At 55.0% G+C, this 18,552-nt stretch carries 18 protein-coding genes, 1 tRNA gene and 1 pseudogene; 15 read left to right on the top strand and 5 right to left on the bottom strand.

Features of this window, described 5'->3' with window-relative positions; all coding sequences use genetic code 11:
• Window positions 1–22: 22 nt before the first annotated feature.
• Window positions 23–769: a M15 family metallopeptidase gene (locus AC2FHX_RS08705; RefSeq protein ID WP_496730643.1), complete on the bottom strand. Its 747-nt coding sequence runs from the start codon at window positions 767–769 to the stop codon at window positions 23–25.
• A gap of 89 nt (window positions 770–858) precedes the next feature.
• Window positions 859–2,070 (bottom strand): caspase family protein, encoded by a 1,212-nt coding sequence (locus AC2FHX_RS08700; protein WP_496701222.1) that lies wholly within the window; start codon window positions 2,068–2,070, stop codon window positions 859–861.
• 367 nt (window positions 2,071–2,437) lie between these two features.
• Between AC2FHX_RS08700 and AC2FHX_RS08695 the strand changes: the two genes are divergently transcribed.
• On the top strand, window positions 2,438–2,833 hold the full coding sequence (locus AC2FHX_RS08695; RefSeq protein ID WP_496701220.1) for a hypothetical protein: 396 nt from the start codon (window positions 2,438–2,440) through the stop codon (window positions 2,831–2,833).
• Between the two features lie 103 nt (window positions 2,834–2,936).
• On the opposite strand, the gene AC2FHX_RS08690 is transcribed toward AC2FHX_RS08695, so the two are convergent.
• Window positions 2,937–3,884, bottom strand: coding sequence for a DMT family transporter (locus AC2FHX_RS08690; protein WP_496701218.1), 948 nt, complete (start codon window positions 3,882–3,884; stop codon window positions 2,937–2,939).
• Window positions 3,885–4,044: 160 nt separating this feature from the next.
• Window positions 4,045–4,301 (bottom strand): annotated as a pseudogene (locus AC2FHX_RS08685) (site-specific integrase); the annotation flags it as partial.
• Window positions 4,302–4,444: 143 nt separating this feature from the next.
• Here AC2FHX_RS08685 and ehuR point away from each other — a divergent pair.
• The 14 genes from ehuR (at window position 4,445) to AC2FHX_RS08615 (ending at window position 18,421) form a co-directional block, all read left to right on the top strand.
• The gene (ehuR, locus tag AC2FHX_RS08680; protein WP_496701216.1) at window positions 4,445–5,839 is read left to right on the top strand and encodes a MocR-like ectoine utilization transcription factor EhuR; all 1,395 of its coding nucleotides are present in this window, start codon (window positions 4,445–4,447) and stop codon (window positions 5,837–5,839) included.
• A gap of 95 nt (window positions 5,840–5,934) precedes the next feature.
• Window positions 5,935–6,954 (top strand): TRAP transporter substrate-binding protein DctP, encoded by a 1,020-nt coding sequence (dctP, locus tag AC2FHX_RS08675; protein WP_271950046.1) that lies wholly within the window; start codon window positions 5,935–5,937, stop codon window positions 6,952–6,954.
• A 138-nt stretch (window positions 6,955–7,092) separates the two neighbouring features.
• The gene (locus tag AC2FHX_RS08670; RefSeq protein WP_281973146.1) at window positions 7,093–7,665 is read left to right on the top strand and encodes a TRAP transporter small permease; all 573 of its coding nucleotides are present in this window, start codon (window positions 7,093–7,095) and stop codon (window positions 7,663–7,665) included.
• Window positions 7,666–7,667: 2 nt separating this feature from the next.
• Entirely contained in the window at window positions 7,668–8,954 is a 1,287-nt protein-coding gene (locus AC2FHX_RS08665; RefSeq protein WP_282027707.1) for a TRAP transporter large permease, read from the top strand.
• 12 nt (window positions 8,955–8,966) lie between these two features.
• On the top strand, window positions 8,967–9,404 hold the full coding sequence (locus AC2FHX_RS08660) for a universal stress protein (protein ID WP_496701214.1): 438 nt from the start codon (window positions 8,967–8,969) through the stop codon (window positions 9,402–9,404).
• An 8-nt stretch (window positions 9,405–9,412) separates the two neighbouring features.
• The gene (gene eutA / locus AC2FHX_RS08655) at window positions 9,413–10,177 is read left to right on the top strand and encodes an ectoine utilization protein EutA (protein ID WP_496701212.1); all 765 of its coding nucleotides are present in this window, start codon (window positions 9,413–9,415) and stop codon (window positions 10,175–10,177) included.
• Between the two features lie 20 nt (window positions 10,178–10,197).
• Entirely contained in the window at window positions 10,198–11,187 is a 990-nt protein-coding gene (eutB, locus tag AC2FHX_RS08650; protein WP_496701211.1) for a hydroxyectoine utilization dehydratase EutB, read from the top strand.
• 1 nt (window position 11,188) lies between these two features.
• Window positions 11,189–12,181, top strand: a complete 993-nt coding sequence (eutC, locus tag AC2FHX_RS08645; RefSeq protein ID WP_496701209.1) for an ectoine utilization protein EutC — start codon at window positions 11,189–11,191, stop codon at window positions 12,179–12,181.
• A gap of 15 nt (window positions 12,182–12,196) precedes the next feature.
• Window positions 12,197–13,384, top strand: a complete 1,188-nt coding sequence (doeA, locus tag AC2FHX_RS08640; RefSeq protein ID WP_496701207.1) for an ectoine hydrolase DoeA — start codon at window positions 12,197–12,199, stop codon at window positions 13,382–13,384.
• Between the two features lie 3 nt (window positions 13,385–13,387).
• Window positions 13,388–14,380, top strand: a complete 993-nt coding sequence (doeB, locus tag AC2FHX_RS08635; RefSeq protein WP_496701206.1) for a N(2)-acetyl-L-2,4-diaminobutanoate deacetylase DoeB — start codon at window positions 13,388–13,390, stop codon at window positions 14,378–14,380.
• Between the two features lie 23 nt (window positions 14,381–14,403).
• The gene (locus AC2FHX_RS08630) at window positions 14,404–14,886 is read left to right on the top strand and encodes an Lrp/AsnC family transcriptional regulator (protein ID WP_142637871.1); all 483 of its coding nucleotides are present in this window, start codon (window positions 14,404–14,406) and stop codon (window positions 14,884–14,886) included.
• A gap of 112 nt (window positions 14,887–14,998) precedes the next feature.
• Window positions 14,999–16,474 carry an NAD-dependent succinate-semialdehyde dehydrogenase gene (locus AC2FHX_RS08625; protein WP_496701205.1) on the top strand — a complete coding sequence of 492 codons (1,476 nt, stop codon included), beginning with the start codon at window positions 14,999–15,001 and terminating at the stop codon, window positions 16,472–16,474.
• A gap of 11 nt (window positions 16,475–16,485) precedes the next feature.
• Complete coding sequence (locus AC2FHX_RS08620) at window positions 16,486–17,859, top strand: aspartate aminotransferase family protein (protein WP_496701204.1); 1,374 nt, start codon at window positions 16,486–16,488, stop codon at window positions 17,857–17,859.
• Between the two features lie 184 nt (window positions 17,860–18,043).
• The gene (locus tag AC2FHX_RS08615; RefSeq protein WP_496701202.1) at window positions 18,044–18,421 is read left to right on the top strand and encodes a hypothetical protein; all 378 of its coding nucleotides are present in this window, start codon (window positions 18,044–18,046) and stop codon (window positions 18,419–18,421) included.
• A gap of 4 nt (window positions 18,422–18,425) precedes the next feature.
• Here AC2FHX_RS08615 and AC2FHX_RS08610 read toward each other — a convergent pair.
• Window positions 18,426–18,501: transfer RNA gene (locus AC2FHX_RS08610), tRNA-Ala, on the bottom strand.
• Window positions 18,502–18,552 lie beyond the last annotated feature (51 nt).

Genomic DNA, 18,552 nt, shown 5'->3' with positions numbered 1-18,552 from the left:
GACAGACAAGGATAAGCGCGACTCAGTTGTTTTGTGAACCCGTTTTGAGGCGTGCGTATAAGATGAGTTCGGGTCGGTACTCAAAGTGCATTCCATCGAAGTGGTGCCATTTGCCTCCCCAGATAAACCCAAAGCGTTCCATTTGCTGAACGAGCGCAACTGGGTATTGATTTTCGTAGGCCCCGGCGTTGCCTTCAGGAGCGCCTGACCAGCGCCAATAGCCGCCAAGCTGCGTGTTGAAGTCGACCGCGATACCAAAACTGTGCGCGCTTAGCCGTGGCGTGCCAGCGATACGACGCCAGTTAAAGCTTCCGCCGACTTGGGTGAAATATGGGTCAAAATCCTCACCACTGGCAGCCATCGCATCGAACGCAGCTTGTAATTGATGTGCAGCGCAGTGGTGGCTGTTCAAGGCAAAACGGGCGCGGCGCTTCGGCCCCTGGTATTCTGCGCGCCAGAGCCGGGCTGCAACCTGAGTTTCTGTTTGCCCATAAAGTGCGCGGAAGAAGGCGTCGTTGCGGGCGCGGCCTGGGTCGAACCAGGGTGTGTCACGCGCCGCGAGGTCAAAGGTCAACGGATAAATCTGCGCGAACTGGTCGATGATGGAGGCGTTCGCCAGCCGTTCCTTCGGCGGACCGTTATGAGCCGCGCCAAGTGGCAGCGTCTGGCCGCCCGTTGTCAGCGTTTTCGCTGCTTCGTCGACGGTCAGGCCGGGATATGCGGTCTCAAGTGCTGTGGCGATTGCGGACCGACCCTGCGGTAATGGCATCGCCAGAAAATCGCGGGGGACGCAGCCATCTGCACGCGCAAAACTCGGCAAGAGTCCAAGCGCAAGAGAGACAGCGACTAGCCGCGATATTAGCATCCATTGGCCCTTTCGAGCGCTTGCAGACGCTGCACCTCGCCTTGTTCGGCTGCTGTCAGGCGCGGGTTTCGAGTGGTGCATTGGCTTGTGTCAAAGGCAGCCCGCGCACGCGTGGACTGAAAGCAGAAGCCGTTGTTATGAAAGATGAGGTTGCGCGAGTACCAAAGCTGTTCGCAGGTGCTGGGCGGCGAAGGCACTGGTGCCACGGCCCTTTCGGCGGGTTGGGTAGCGGCACTGAGCGTGTCGATCCGGTCCTGAGCAGCGGCGGCATAGATGGGGCAGCCCGCGTGCATGGTCATGAACGCTTCCAGCGCGGAGGTGCTAGACGTGGTTTGTAGCACTTCCCAGTCAGCGCGTGCCGCGTCGCATGGGCTGATCTGAGGGGCAGAGGGTTGGGGCGTTGGAACAGTTACTGGGAGCGGGGCGGGGCCGCCGCGCTCAAAGGTAAATGTGCCCTGTAGCTGGTCGTAGTAAGCTGGGAACTGGTTGTGGTTCACACTGGCAGCCAGTTTACGCACGTCGGTCCGCACAAGGCGCACTAGCTCGTTCAGAGGTAGGCCGGGTGTGGTCATCCGCTCCAGCAGGGAGCGAGTGAAGACCGAGTTGGGGTTTGGGTCATTGTCCGACAGTCGGTCCAGTGCAGTCTGGCCTGTACCGGCAGAAAAGAGGACGAAGGCCCCTTCGGCCGGCTCCATTCGCGATAGCCCGCTCGAGCGGCCCACGGACCGGGTACCTTGGGTGGGGAATGGGTTGTCGCGGCAGGCATCGAGTATCATCAGTGCCACGCGCGCACCGCGGGACTGGATTACATCAAGGATCTGGTCAGCAGCGATGCTTTCGCCGGTCACAAAATCTTCTTCGCCCGGACGCACTTGGGGTACGTCGGTGGGCAGCAGGTAATTGCGACCTTCTACTTCGATGCCGTGTCCTGCAAAGTAGAACACGACCTCGTCTCCAGGACTGATCTGGCGAGAGAAATCTACAAGGCCGCGCCGCAGGTCCAGCCGCTCGGGGTCGATCAGTTCAGTGACCACAAATCCGAGTTCGCTCAGCGTGGCAGAGACGGCTCGAGCGTCATTGCCTGCCTTTTGCAGGTCGTTAATATTTTCATAGCTGTCGATCCCAATAACCATCGCCAGCCGTTCCTCGGCAGTGGCGAGCGAACCGCATAGCAGTGTGGCGGCGATCCACATAAATAAACGCAAAACGGTCTCCTTAACGTTTGTCGTACCGCTCTGAATATAAAGCTAACGTGTGCGTGAGGTCGTGTCCAACTTCACCTAGAAAGCCGGGCGGAGCGTTGCCCACATTTTTGACAATGTCGACATCCGCAGAAATGGATGATGCAAATCATTGCTTTCGCTGCTGCGCTGAAGTTGTATGTCCGCTCCGACGCGCAGAATCTCACTGGAACCAGCCAAGTTCCGGCCGTGCGGTGCCATTAATTTGGGGCAACGTAGTGGTCTGAGGGTGCCGGTGTTTCTGCTTCTTTGACCCGCGTTCAGACGCGCTTATTGAGAACTTTGAACCAAAGATATATTTTGACCGGATTGCGAACGAAAAGGAAAGTTCATGATCAGAACTACTGCACTGGCGCTCTTAGCGCTCCTCTCGGCAACCTCGGCATTCGCAACTGTCGGGCTGTATTGCGAGGCCCCTGATGGATCAGGCGCTGTATTTGATGTCGGATTGGGAACTGTCCCTGGTCTCGCAGTCGTAAGCGCGACCATTCACGCAGACGGCAAACACTGGAGCCTTACTGAAGTCGATGGTGCGATACCAATCATCGTGGCACAGGGGGCCGATGTCGATATGCGTACTGTAATCGACTTTGCCGATCCCGAATACAGTCGGATCGTTGCCTCGGTTCGATTGATAACCGCTGTCGAAGGAGACAAATCCGTCACTGTAGGCACGCTCACGATTCCGGAAATCGGTGCCTTCCCGCTGGTTTGCGAAGGGCCGTAGCCGTCCGATGTTGTGCAATGTACCGGGGCTAACTCGGCGGAAGCGGTCATCCCAAATTCTGTTTTGCTCAAATGTCTGAAATGGGCCGCGAGAGAGAGTAGTTTTAGATTGGGGGTGCTGCACGTTCTGTGACCAATTGTCTGGCTACGACTCTTTCGCGATGAATCATGTAAAGCCCTGCACTGATGATGATTGCAATACCAAGTAGGCTAAGCGTGTTCGGGAAGTCATTGAAGACAAGATAGCCGAACAGGGTCGCTACCGGCAGCTCAAAGTACTGCAAAGGTGCCAATGTGGCTGAAGGCGCGAACGAAAGCGCATAGGTCATCATCATGTGGCTCACCGTTGCAAAAAAACCAGCTCCCAACAGCCACAACAAAGCGATGTCTGTCGGCCAAACAGGATCGAACAGCTCCGAACCAGAGCCTTGCGCAAATATTAAGATTGGAATGGAAAACAGGCTGGCAATCAGGCCAGTGTGGAATTGCAGAGCCACGGGATGCATCCGACGTGACAATCCTCGCGTCACAAGAATGTAGAAAGCGAAAGCAACTGCCGTACCAAGCGGAATTATTGCAACCGCGCCGAAGGCCGCGAAACTGGGCTGGATGACGAACATTACTCCAACAAACCCGACAAGAGCTGCCCCGACACGACGCGGACCTACGTCTTCACCAAGGTAAAACTTACCAACCAACAAGACAATGAACGGGGCCACAAACACGATTGCCAACGCATCGGCGAGTGGCATCACACGGATGGCAGCAATGAAGCAAAAAGTTGCGAACAGCAAAAGTAATGAGCGGAATGCGAGTACGATCAATTTGCCTCGCGCTACATGCAACGACAGCCCCAATATCCAGACGAACGGGGCCATCAACACGCACTGCACTACAAAGCGAGCAGCCGTAATCTGCCCAACTGGTACGCTAGCCGACGCGAGTTTTGCAGCTACGTCCAGCAAAGGAGCGGTGAGGCAAAATCCAAGCATCAGTGCAACTCCTGCAAGGATGCGATCCGTAGATTGAGGTATGGAATCAGCCGAGGACATCTCATCTTGTAGAAACGTCGCTAAACGCGTGTCTGTTCTCTATGCGACGCGGAGCAAAAATCCCTCAACTTGCGAGTTGGGGGTGGGTTAGAATTTGCGCTAGCAACGAACAGCAGGTTCGATGAGATGCGCAGCAGCAGATGGCCGGTTCAAAATTGGTCTACAAGCTCTTGATCTCGATTGCTGCTGCGATGGCAAAGGCGTCTTCAAGCTCGACGCTCAGATGCCGAACCGTGCTTACCATCTTTGCATGACCCAAGAGCAACTGAATCGCCCGAAGACTTCCTGTCTTTTCTTGTAGAACTGCGTGACTTTGGTTCGGCGCATTGAGGGAGTTCCGTAGGCGCTGGCCTCGAAGCCAATGGGCTTCATCCAGTCCCGGACAATCCGCGCATACTGGCGTGTTGAGATGTGTAGGAAAACCAAGTGATAGATCCGCGGTCACAGCAACTACTTTCTTCCCAAGGGAGACACATACAAAAAGCTGTAATTCCGACCCCTGTGAAGCTCTTGGTGATTGATCTGCTTGTTCGCGAATTCGAATTGGTTACTATTGTCGCATGACAAATTGGAAACCATCCCGAGATACGCTGAGTTCACCGCTGCATACGAGCCTTGCCACGATGATTGCAGGCGCGATCGAAGACGGCAGTTTGTCACCGGGACAGAAATTACCCACACACCGGAAACTGGCCGATGACCTGAGGTTGAGCGTTAATACCGTCAGTAAAGCTTACGACATTCTGCGTCGCCAAAACCTGATCGATGGTCAGATTGGGCGTGGCAGCTATGTTGTCGACACTGACAAAACCGACGGACAGCCATTCAAGTTGGAGTCAGAACCTCGAAACTTGTTCGACATGTCGATTTCGCGCCCCTTGTTTAATGGCCTGCATGTTGAGGCGATGCAATCAACGCTGAGGACTTTGCATGCCGGGCTCGACCCGGCCATATATCTTTCTACACGTCCGAATGTAGGCCACGAGACTCACCGAAAAACGGGAGTCAAATGGCTTTCACATTGCGGCCTTGAGACAAATGCAGATTCAGTCCTCATGACGAACGGGGTAACGCATGGAATGTCGGCAGCAATGTCTGCGATATTGCGTCCTGGCGACGTCATTCTGTCAGATATGGTCACGCATCACCTCTTGGTTTCGAGTGTCGCATATTTCGGATACCGACATGTTGGCCTTGAAACTGATGAGCACGGAATCCTGCCCGATGCATTGGAAAAGGCGTGCGTTGATAAGTCCCCTAAAGCATTGTATTTATTGCCATCTCTTGCCAACCCTAATGTACATATGATGCCAGAGGAACGTCGGCGCCAAATTGCTGCAATCGCCCGCAAACATAGGCTGCATATTATTGAAAACGATGCGTTTGGTCCGGTCGCAGCGGATCGCCAGCCGCCTGTTTCGATGTTCGCACCAGAACTGTCGGTCTACCTGACAACGTTCACCAAATGCACGGTCAGCGGGTTGCGTGCGGGTTATGCCGTTGCTCCGGACCATTTGCTTCCTGCATTGACAGCGAGACTGATCGTATTTGGTTGGATGGCAACGCCGCTGATCTGCGAACTTGCCTCACGCTGGGTGGAAGATGGCACAGCACAAGCGCTGGCGGATTGGCAGCGCGCAGAAATAGTCAAGCGGTATCACATAGCAACGCAAGAGCTTGCTGGTTTTAAATGGACGGGCCATCCGGCCAGTTTGCATCTTTGGTTGCAGCTCCCTCCAGATTGGGATTCCAACAGTTTTGTCGCCCATGCCCGCGAACTAAATGTTGCGGTGTCCCCCGAAAGCCCATTCCTTTCTCCCAAGGCTACCGCAACAAATGCAGTGCGCATTTCGGTGGGAAGCATTCGCGAAATCGAACGTTTTCGCCAAGCTCTGAAGCTTCTGGCCGGTTTACTTCTGCGCCCACGCGAGCCTTTGCCGCAATTCGCTTATTAGAATGTAGCGCAACAATATAATAATTGACTCGCAGTACAATCTTCGGGATGTGGTGGAACATCACTAACAAAGAAGGTGATATCTGGGAGGATATGATGACCAAGACTGCACGTTTTGCCCTGCGCGTCTGCGCACCCCTTGCTGCTGCATTGCTAACCTCAACTGCCGCTTATGCGGACAATTGGCGCTATGCGATGGAAGAGGGGCTGACAGATCCGCAAGGCCTGTACGCCACCAAGTTCAAAGAGGAAATCGAAGCCAACTCGGATCACACAGTCCAGATTTATCCTGTGGGTACGCTTGGTGAATCGGCCGACGCCATGGAGCAGGCACAGGCTGGATTGCTGCAGTTCATTGATCAATCTCCAGGTTTCACCGGTGCGTTGATCCCAGAAGCCGAAGCCTTTCTGGTGCCATATATCCAGCCGACGGACCCTCAAGTCGTGCGCAAGTTTTTCAAAGAAGGCGTCGCTGTAAACGAGATGTTCCACGATATCTATCGCGAACAGGGATTGGAATTGTTGTCGGTGTTCCCGGAAGGTGAAATGGTGGTCACCACAATGGAGGAATTTCGGACACCTGCCGATTTGGAAGGTATGAAAATTCGGACCATGACCTCACCATTGCTTTTGGAGACTTACACGGCCTTTGGCGCTTCCCCGATTGCTATGCCTTGGGGCGAGCTGATCGGCGGGCTGAAAACCAAAATGGTTGACGGGCAGGAAAACCCGGCAATTTGGATCGAGGCCTATGATCTGGATAACCTGACTAATGTGATGACCTATACCGGACATGGTCAGTACACGACTGCTGTGATGGCAAATGCAGAGTTTTACGACGCGCTAAGCGATGCGGACAAAGAACTTGTTCAGAATGCGTCGCAAGTCGCACTCGATTATATTCTTGATGTTGCCGTCGAACTGGATGCAACCGGTCTGGCAAAAATTCAGGAGAGCAATCCTGGCTACACAATAAACCGGCTAACCGAGGAAGAGCGTGCACCCTTTAAAGAACGTGCAAAAGCGGTCGAAGCAGCCTTTGTCGAAAGAGCGGGCGAACGCGGCGCTGCCATCCTCGAGCAAATGAAGAAGGATCTAGCGGCTGCGCAGCAGTAGCGCTTTGCCACAGGCATCCATCACGTTTGCGATGTGTTCATCTGAAAAATCGGTGCAGGCCCAGAACCATAGTTCGGGCCTGCAATTTGGAAATAGTAGACCGGCGATCAGCCTATATTGCGAATGTTCGGGGGGAATATGAGCGAAACGACGAAGAAAAAGTCGGGCCTTGCCGGAATTGTTGATGGCATTGACAAGGGGATCGCTGCGCTTGAGCGGGTGATCATGGCCACAGGCGTCATTCTGATGGCAGTCAACACCATCGCAAATGTCATCAGCCGGTTTGTTTTCAACCACTCCATTATATTCGCCGAAGAGTTGAACAGTATATTCATATTGTTGGTGACATTTGCTGGTATCGGCTACGCCGCGCGCCATGGTCGGCATATCCGCATGTCCGCCATCTCAGACGCGTTACCCGAACGGGTCAGAAAAATCTTGATGGTTGTAGTCACGGGAGTCACCGCTGTGCTGTTGCTGCTCTTGGCGTGGTACGCTGTGCAATACATCATCAGCATGTACGCCAAGGGGCGGGTCTATCCTGCCCTCGGATTCCCTGTTTATCTCAGCTACATCTGGGTGCCGATTGGGCTGTTTGTGACCGGGGTTCAATACGCGCTCACTTTCATCAAAAATCTTCAGGAACCTGAAATCTACCTGTCAACTGATCTGCGAGAAGCAGATGCGCGGGAACTGGAAGTGGAGCTTTAACCATGGCACTCTTGATGTTTTCCGCAATGGTTGTCCTGCTGCTTATGGGTTTCCCGATGATGGTACCCCTCATTGCCGGCGCGTTCATCGGCGTGATCGAGTTGTTTGGCACAATCGACAAAACCGAGTTTATGATTCAGCAAATGTTGGGTGGTATCCGGCCCTCTTCATTGATCGCCGTGCCTATGTTCATTCTGGCAGCGGATATCATGACACGTGGCCAGTCCGCAGGGCGGCTGATTGATATGGTCATGGCCTTTGTTCGCCATGTTCGAGGGGGGTTGGCCGTCAGTACAGCTGCGGCTTGCGCATTGTTCGGTGCCGTGTCCGGGTCCACCCAAGCCACGGTCGTTGCGGTGGGAACGCCACTCAGGCCCCGAATGCTGAAAGGTGGCTACAAGGATTCTTTCATTTTGGCCCTGATCGTCAACTCAAGTGACATCGCGTTCCTGATCCCGCCCAGTATTGGGATGATCATCTACGGTGTAGTTGCCAAGGCCTCCATCCCTGAACTGTTCATCGCGGGCATAGGGCCCGGATTGTTAATCCTGTTCATGTTCTCGGTCTACAGTATGATCTACGCCAAAATAAATGACGTCCCCACTGAACCGGCCGCCACATGGTGCGAACGCGCGGCAGCGGTGAAACGGGCCTTGTGGCCGCTGGGTTTCCCGGTTCTGATCATCGGCGGCATCTTCTTCGGCGTTTTCAGCCCGACCGAAGCCGCAGCAATCAGCGTGGCCTATGCGGTGTTGCTGGAAGTCTTCATTTTCAAAACAATGAAAATCACCGGCCTATACCAGGTCGCCCTGTCAACGGGCATGGTAACGGCGGTAGTTTTTATTTTGGTGGGTGCAGGTGCTGCCTTTGCCTGGGTTCTGTCATTCGCGCAGATACCGCAACAGATATTGGGCGCTCTTGGCATTGATGAAATGGGGCAGATCGGCGTCCTATTCACAATTGCGATTGCGTTCTTCATCGGCTGTATGTTCGTGGATCCCATCGTGGTCATCTTGATCTTTGTTCCGATCTTTGCGCCCGTGGTCGAGAAAACCGGGCTGGACCCAATTCTGGTCGGCACTTTGATCACATTGCAGGCCGCCATCGGCTCGGCCACCCCGCCGTTCGGATGCGATATCTTCACAGCGGTTGCGGTGTTCAAACGTCCCTATCTGGAAGTAATCAGAGGAACGCCGCCTTTCGTGATCATGCTTTTGAGTGTCTCGGTCTTGATGATCTTCTTCCCGCAGGTGGCACTGTTTTTGCGCGACATCGCCTTTAACAAATAAAAGGAGCGACAAATGTTCAAATCAATACTCGCTGCTTTCGACGGGTCTGAAGGATCAGAGGCCGCCCTTCGCAAAGCCGCTGAATTGGCTAAGTTGTGTGATGCGGAAATGTTGGTACTGACGCTCTACCGTCATCATTCGATACTGGAAGGATCGATGTATGTCATCGATGCAGAAAAGCCCGATGATATTGACGGGATCATGCGCGATCACGCAAAGGAAACTGCTGAACGCGGCGCGTCCATTGCGCACGAGGCAGGGTGCGAGAGCATCCGGGCCTTTGTCAAAGGCGGGCCAACGGCGCGGACTATCGTCAGCTTTTCCAAAGAACATGAGAATGACCTGATCGTCATGGGCAGCCGGGGATTGGGATCGATTGAGGGCTATTTGCTGGGCAGCGTCTCTCACAAAGTGACCAGCCTTGCGCAATGCCCGGTTCTGGTGGTGTGAGGATGGCAATGGCTTTGGATATACAATCTTCGACCTCGTCTGTGGCTCTCGCGCTGGATGCTCGCCCTGTCACACATCGTATCGGGTTGGTCACGCTGGCCACGGATCATACGACGGAAACTGACTTCGCACGCATTCTGCAAGGGCATGATGTGGGCGTATATGTAAACCGGATCGGGTTTGAAAACCCAACCACACATGAAAGCCTTTTGAAGACAGGGCCGCTGCTGACCGATGCCGCAGCAGAGATCCTGCCTGGCGAGGCGCTAGATGTATTGGTCTATGGATGCACTGCAGCTTCGGTAGTGTTGGGGAACGACAAAGTGGCCGAGCACATGAACAGCGCAAAGCCAGGCACGCCATGCGTCACACCCAGCTCGGCAGCCTTTGATGCATTTGAGGCTTTGGGGGTAAAAAAAGTAAGCGTTCTTACGCCCTATACGCAGGATGTGACGGATTCTCTGGTCACCTATTTCTCGCAACACGGCCTCGACGTGGTGAACGCTGTTTGCTTTGGATTGTCCGATGATCGCGACATGGCGCGCGTCTCAATGGACAGCATTATCGAAGGTGGTGTTGCTGCGTGCGATCCCGATGCTGATGCGCTTTTTATTTCCTGTACGGCGGTGCGTGCCGCCCCATGTGTCGCACAATTGGAGGCCCGACTTGGCAAACCGGTTGTTACCTCCAATCAGGCGATGGTTTGGCGCTGCATGAGGCATCTTGGGATTACTTCGGATTATCCCGCGGGCGGTATGTTGTTCAGTAAATAGGAAAAAAGTCAGGACAAGAGATGAGCTCTGAAATCACACTTCAGGATAGTTTTGCTGCGCGCGCGCGGATCGCACAGTCGATCCGGGTCACGCCGACGGTGTCGTCAGACGCGCTCAGCAAAGCCACCGGCGGTGATATTCGCCTCAAGCTGGAGCAAGGCCAGATCACCGGCAGTTTCAAGCTGCGCGGGGCATCCAATGCTGTGTTGTCACTTAGCGATGCGCAGCGCGCCAAAGGTGTGGTGGGTGTATCGACGGGCAATCACGGGCGCGGTTTGGCCTATGCGGCAAAGCAGGCCGGGGTGCGGTGTATCATCTGCATGTCCGATCTGGTTCCACAAAACAAAGTGGATGGGATCAAGGCGCAGGGCGCAGAGGTGCGCATTGTCGGGCGTTCTCAGGATGACGCACAGGTAGAAGTTGACAGGCTGGTCGCCGATGGGATGGTCATGCTTCCCCCGTTTGATCATCGCGATATCATTGCCGGGCAAAGCACCGTTGCACTGGAAATGCTGGAACAATCCCCGGATCTTGAAACGGTTCTGGTGCCGCTGTCGGGCGGCGGACTGATTTCCGGCGTCGGGATGGTGATGAAGGCGGTTAATCCGCAGGTCCGCGTTATCGGAATTTCGATGGAGCGCGGGGCGGCTATGTATGAAAGCCAGAAGGCCGGGAAACCGGTTCTGGTCGAAGAACTGTTGACACTGGCCGACTCGCTGGGCGGTGGGGTTGGATTGGACAACCAGCACACTTTTGCCATGACTCGTGCCTTTGTTGATGATCTGATTCTTGTGACCGAGACCGAGATTGCTGCTGCCATCCGTCACGCCTATTGGCAGGAACGTCAGATCATTGAAGGGTCCGGCAGTGTCGGCATTGCCGCGCTTCTGGCGGGAAAAATCAAAGACCCAGGTCGGTGCGTCGCGCTGATATCGGGGCAAAACATCGACATGCAGCTGCATCACCGGATCATTTCCGGCGAAGATGTAGATGTGACGGCGGAGGGGTAGGATGCCGGAGATCAAAATACTGACCGAGGCCGAATTGCGAGATCTGGTGCCACTGGATATGGACGCGGTGGACTGCATCGAACAGGGCTTTACGACGCTCGCCGGGGGCAAGGTTATCATGCCGCCGATCATGACACTGATGGTCCCCGATCATAATGGCGAGGTATGTGTAAAGTCTGCTTATGTCCCCGGCATAGACAGCTTTGCCATGAAGATGAGTCCCGGCTTTTTCGATAATCCCAAGCTGGGTCTGCCCAGCACATCAGGCTTGATGGTGCTATTCTCAAGCACCACTGGCGTCCTGGAAGCTTTGCTTCTGGATAATGGTTATCTCACGGATGTGCGCACCGCCGCTGCGGGAGCGGTATCTGCGCGCCACCTTGCGCGCGAGGACGCGACACGCGCGTGTGTCATCGGTGCTGGTGTGCAGGCGAAGCTACAACTCAAGGCGCTGACCCTTGTGCGCGGCATCGAAAGCGCTGTGATCTGGGCGCGGGATGCGGCCAAGGCCGAAACCTTGGCTTCCAGCCTTCGCGAAGAACTTGGGGTCGACGTCACGGCCAGCACTGATAGGGCGGGTGCCGTGTCCTCGGCAGATATCATCGTCACGACAACCCCTTCGGACATTCCGCTGATCAAAGCGGACTGGCTGCAACCGGGGCAGCTTGTCATTGCGATGGGTTCGGATCAGGAACACAAGGTCGAGCTTGACCCGGGTTGTCTTGCCAAGGCAACGCTCTATGTGCCCGACAGCCAAGCCCAATGCGCCCTCAAAGGCGAGCTGCGCAGCGCCATTGCGGTAGGCATTTTCCCGGCTGATGGCAGGTTTGCTGAACTGGGTGATATCACCTCCGACAAGGCGCCGGGGCGACAATCCGACAGTGACATCATTATTGCTGACCTGACAGGTACGGGTGTCCAAGACACCGCCATTGCCACGCTTGCTCGCCAGCGCGCGGAAAACTCAGGCAAAGGCACCACGTTTTCAAGCTAACAACGGATTAACTCTATGCCAGAACCAAAACTCCACTTCTCACGCGATGAGTTCAGCCAGCGCATTGCAAAAACCCGCGCCGCCATGGCCGAACGTGGGCTTGACCTTCTGATCGTGACGGACCCTTCGAACATGAACTGGCTGACCGGCTATGACGGTTGGTCCTTCTACGTGCATCAATGCGTCGTGCTGAGTCTCACTGGCGAGCCGGTCTGGTACGGCCGTGGACAAGATGCCAATGGCGCGCTTCGCACCTGCTTTATGGATCCCGCCAATATCATCGGTTACCCGGACCATTATGTACAATCCACCGAACGTCACCCGATGGATTACCTGTCGGCACAGCTGGCCGATCGTAAGCTGGATAAGGGCCATATCGGCGTTGAGATGGACAACTACTGGTTCACAGCTGCGGCCTTTGCCGCGCTACAGCACCACATGCCAAATGCCAAATTTTCCGATGCGACTGCGTTGGTCAACTGGCAGCGTGCGGTAAAATCTGAAACCGAGCTGGAATATATGCGCCAAGCGGGCCGCATAGTGGGCCGTATGCATGAACGTATCTTTGAAAAGGTTGAGCCGGGCATCCGCAAATGCGATCTGGTGGCGGAAATCTATGATGCGGCCTTACGCTATGACGCACAGATCGGTGCGGGCGGAGACTATCCCGCGCTGGTGCCACTTTTGCCCTCAGGCGCGGATGCCTCAGCCCCGCATTTGACATGGGACGATCAGCCAATGAAATCCGGCGAAGGCACGTTTTTCGAGATCGCAGGCGTCGTCAAACGGTACCACTGCCCGCTGTCGCGCACGGTCTTCCTTGGAAAGCCCACGCAAACATTCCTCGACGCTGAAAAGGCTGTGCTTGAGGGCATGGAGGCCGGGCTGGAGGCTGCAAAAGAGGGCAACCTCTGTGAAGATGTCGCCATTGCCTTCTTCAGCGTGCTAAAGAAATACGGGATCACCAAAGATAACCGCACCGGTTACCCGATCGGTGTCAGCTACCCGCCCGACTGGGGTGAACGGACCTTCTCGCTTCGTCCCGGCGACAAGACGATTCTGCAGGAGAACATGACCCTGCATTTCATGACCGGCCTCTGGATGGAGGATTGGGGTTTTGAGATTACTGAAAGCATCCGCATCACCAGGACCGGCCATGAGTGCCTGGCTAACGTGCCCCGCAAAATGGTTGTGAAGGATTGAGTAATGACACCCAACCCAATTTCCTCGACGATCCCGCTGGATAGCGATGGTATCCACCACGGTTTCCTACGGCTGCCTTACAGCCGGGATGACAGTGCTTGGGGGTCAATTATGATCCCGCTAACGGTTATCAAAAACGGAGATGGGCCTACGGCTTTGCTAACCGGCGCCAACCATGGCGATGAATATGAAGGGCCCGTGGCGTTGCAAGAACTGACGGTTACGCTAAAGCCCGAGGACATCACCGGACGCGTGATCATCGTGCCTGCCTTCAATTATCCCGCTTTTCGCGCCGGGTTACGCACGTCCCCCATCGACAAAGGCAATATGAACCGTGCCTTTCCGGGCCGGCCAGATGGCACCCCAACCGAAAAGATTGCCGACTATTTCCAGCGCGTTCTTTTGCCAATGGCCGATATTGCGGTGGATTTTCACTCGGGCGGAAAAACGCTGGATTTCGTGCCCTTCGCGGCGGCCCATATCCTTGAAGATAAAGCCAATGAAACGGCCTGTTTCGCCGCGATGGCCGCCTTTAACGCCCCCTATTCGGTGCAGCTACTGGAGATCGACAATGTCGGAATGTACGACACCGCGGTCGAAGATATGGGTAAGGTTCTGGTTTCAACAGAATTGGGCGGTGGTGGCTCTGCCACAGCCAAGTCGATTGCCGTTGCAAAAAAGGGCCTGCGCAATGTGCTGATCCACGCAGGAATTCTGAAGGGCGAGATGCAGATTGATCCAACCGTGCGCCTGGATATGCCCGATGGTAACTGCTTCGTGTTCTCGGAAAACGATGGCCTCTACGAGCCGATGGTTGATCTTGGTGAACAGGTCAACCAAGGCGATGTTGTGGCCCGCATTTGGCCCGTTGATCGCACCGGGATTGCCCCGATTGAATACCGTGCCAAAGTTACGGGCCTTTTGATCAGTCGCCACTTTCCCGGTCTCATCAAAGCGGGCGATTGCGCGGCGGTGATCGGGTTGAACGTTGGATAACTTTATTCCCCGGAGGTGAGACCATGCGGCTCGACGCCCGCGATCTGGATATTCTACGGGTGCTTTCAACCGACGGGCGCATCACAAAAACGGCTTTGGCCGACCGCGTTGGCCTGTCGCCCACCCCCTGCTGGGAGCGGCTGAAAAAGTTGGAAAAAGCCGGGTTGATCAAGCGATATAGAGCCGAGATCAACCTGCGCAAACTTGGGCCACATGTAACTGTTTTTGTTGCGGCCGAACTGTCCGATCATACCGCTGCCAGCTTTCAGGCTTTTGAGGCCGCAATGCAACGCTATGAAGAAGTGTTGGCCTGCTGGGCGCTTGGCGGAGGATTTGATTACATCCTGCAAATCGTGACGCGCGATATCGATGCCTATCAACGCCTGATTGATGAAATGCTCAATGCTGACATAGGTCTGGAAAAATATTTTACCTATATTGTCACCAAACCAGTGAAGGGGCAGGGCGTTCCGCCGATTTCCCTCATTGCTGGATGGCAGGAGTAACCCTCTGCCTGAGAGATGGTTGACAGTAGAATACTCTGCTTTGGCCCTGAAATTTGGTCTCATCCTTTGCCTGTAATGCCCGACATTGTCGGGCATCGAGGGAGAGGTATCCATGAAAGACACTGCACTTTCTGCGCGCGATGATATTGCTGACAAATCTTTGGCGCGCAGTTTTTCCTATGTGAATGGTAAATGGTGTGCAGCTTCGTCGGGTTACACCATCCGCGTCACCGATCCGGCAACTGGCGATGTTATCGGTGAGGCCGCCAGCCTTTCGGCAGAGGAATCCTCTGCCGCCGTGGATGCGGCACAAGCTGCCTTTCCGACCTGGTCGGGCCTCTTGCCACAAGACCGATCCGCCATTCTGCGCCGTTGGTTCGACCTGATGCTGCACCACAAAGAAGATCTGGCACGGATCATGGTACTGGAACAGGGCAAGCCCCTGTCCGAGGCGCGCGGTGAAATTGATTATGCTGCGTCTTTTGTAGAATTCTACGCCGAAGAGGCCAAGCGACCCAATATTGAAGGCGTCACCAGCCATCTGCCCGATGCCGAGGTCGAGGTTTGGCTAGAGCCGGTCGGGGTGGTGGCAATGATCACACCGTGGAATTTCCCTGCTGCCATGCTGACCCGCAAAGCAGCAGCAGCCATGGCAGTGGGATGTACGGTTGTGGCTCACCCCTCAGGTGAAACCCCGTTTTCGGCCCTCGCGTTGGCTGAACTGGCGGAAAAGGCGGGTATTCCGGCGGGCGTGTTCAACGTGGTCACCGGCCAGGCCTCGACCGTGGTCGAACCTTGGACGAAAGACACCCGTGTTCGGGCACTCTCGTTTACAGGCTCCACCGAAATCGGACGGTTACTTTACCGTCAGTCCGCCGACACAGTGAAAAAACTTGTAATGGAACTAGGCGGGCATGCACCGGTGATTGTGTTCAAAGGGGCCGATCTTGAAATTGCGGTTTCTGAAACGATCAAGGCCAAATTCGCCACATCCGGGCAGGACTGTCTTGGCGCCAATCGGATATTTGTGGAGCGCTCAATTTATGACGCATTCTGCTCGCAGTTCACCGAAGCGACCCGCAGGCTGTCCCTTGGCATCGGTATGGATGACCCCGATATCGGCCCTCTGATGAATGAAAAGGCGGTTCAAAAGCAGGAAGAACATGTCGCCGATGCGCTGGCCAAGGGGGCCAAACTGGCGTGCGGAGGTGCAAGGGATCTTCTCGGCCCGCTGTTTTATCAGCCCACGGTTCTGACCGACGTGCCCGCCGATGCCGTGCTTATGTCAGAGGAAACATTTGGCCCTGTGGCGGCCATTGCGCCCTTTGATACCGAAGAAGAGGTGATCGCCCGGGCCAATGACACTGAATACGGTTTGGTTGCGTATCTGCACAGCCATGACCCACGCCGTATTTACCGCGTATCTCGTGCATTGCAATTTGGCATGGTGGCGGTGAATCGCACCAAGGTCACCGGCGCGCCGATCCCCTTTGGCGGCACCAAACAATCCGGTCTGGGCCGTGAGGGGGCAAGACGGGGAATGGAAGAGTTTACCGAAATCAAATATGTCTGCCGCGACTGGGCATGAGGAGTGAAAAGATGCTGAAGAACGATCAACTTGACCAATGGGACCGCGAGAACTTTTTCCATCCCTCCACTCATCTGGCCCAGCACGCGCGGGGCGAAACAGCGACCCGTGTGATCAAAACCGCAAGCGGGGTCCATATCGAAGACCGTGATGGTACCAAATTGCTGGACGCCTTTGCAGGACTTTATTGCGTGAATGTGGGCTATGGCCGTCAGGAAGTTGCCGAAGCGATTGCGGATCAAGCCCGCGAGTTGGCCTATTATCATTCCTACGTAGGCCATGGCACAGAAGCCTCCATCACTCTGTCCAAGATGATCCTTGATCGCGCGCCTTCGAACATGTCCAAGGTCTATTTCGGCCTGGGCGGTTCAGATGCAAATGAGACCAACGTCAAATTAATATGGTATTACAACAATATCCTGGGTCGCCCCGAAAAGAAAAAGATCATCTCGCGCTGGCGCGGGTATCATGGCTCGGGCCTTGTCACCGGGTCGCTGACTGGGCTGGAACTATTCCACAAAAAGTTCGATCTGCCGCTCACGCAGGTGGTTCATACCGAAGCGCCCTATTATTTCCGCCGCGATAATCTGGACCAAAGCGAAGCCGAATTCGTCGCGCATTGCGTTACTGAACTGGAGGCGCTGATTGAACGTGAAGGCGCTGATACAATCGCCGCGTTTATTGGCGAGCCGGTGCTGGGAACCGGTGGTATCGTGCCCCCGCCCGAAGGCTACTGGGCCGCGATCCAGACCGTATTGCGCAAGCATGACATCCTGTTGGTTGCCGATGAAGTTGTGACCGGGTTTGGCCGCCTGGGCAGCATGTTCGGCTCTGAGCATTACGGCTTGGAATCCGATATCATCACCATCGCCAAAGGCCTCACCTCGGCCTACGCACCGCTGTCAGGTTCGATTGTTTCGGAAAAAGTTTGGAAGGTGCTGGAACAGGGCACAGATGAAAACGGCGCCATCGGCCACGGCTGGACCTATTCGGCACACCCGATCGGGGCCGCGGCCGGTGTGGCAAACCTCAAATTGATTGATGATCTGAACCTGATCGAAAACGCAGGCAAAGTCGGCGCTTATCTGAAGCAGTCGATGAAGGATGCACTGTCAGCACACGCCAATGTCGGCGATGTGCGCGGCGAAGGAATGTTGTGCGCGGTCGAGTTCGTGAAGGATAAAGATAGCCGCACCTTCTTTGACTCCGCGGACAAGATCGGCCCGCAAGTCTCAGCCGCTCTTTTGGCACAGGATAAGGTCATCGCACGAGCTATGCCGCAAGGCGACATCTTGGGCTTCGCGCCACCGTTTTGCCTGAGTCGTGAAGAAGCTGATACCGTCGTCGCGGCAACTCTGCGCGCGGTTACAGCAGTATTGGGTTAGGGGATGTCTGTCTCGCCCATCCTTGGCTGAGTTGACAGCGGTAAACATTACCGCATCAAACTCTGGGGTGGGCGCAGCACTCGATTGAGACCGCTTTGATTTGGCAATATTGCCTGGATCAGGCCGCAATTCCAAGATTCCTTACTATACGGCCCAATCCGGTCAAAGCGGCCAGGATTGAAACTTGAAACAAGCACACGTCACTATTGTCGCAATGTGCTACAGACCAGATATTATCAATCATGGGTGGAGCGGCGGAAAAGTCCGCAACGTGTGGGTTGCCATTCCTGTAGCCAGACAGACGATGAAGCAGGAAGAGCTCAAGCGGAAGTTGGAAGATTTCGAAGTTCCGCAAAGGAATTTTGAAGAGATGTTCGAACCGGTCGCCGAAATTCTGTCAAAATCTTGGAAAGTATGGAAAAAAAGCGACTATAGGGGCAAGAGAGCGCTGCTTAGAATGCTATTTGTTCAGAAGGGAAGTTACTCTTCCAAATCGGATCTTCGAACCGGTGAATTATCTTTTCCATTCAGATTCTTAAGTGACGCAAATTATCTGAACTAGGTTTTGGTGGAGCCTAGGGGAGTCGAACCCCTGACCTCTTGCATGCCATGCAAGCGCTCTCCCAACTGAGCTAAGGCCCCATACAGGTACTGCAGAAGCAGTGGGCGGACGTTTATGAGACAGTGGCGCTA

The organism is Ruegeria sp. CDSC042 (assembly GCF_059610745.1).
This window is presented reverse-complemented; position numbering and strand designations above follow the sequence as displayed.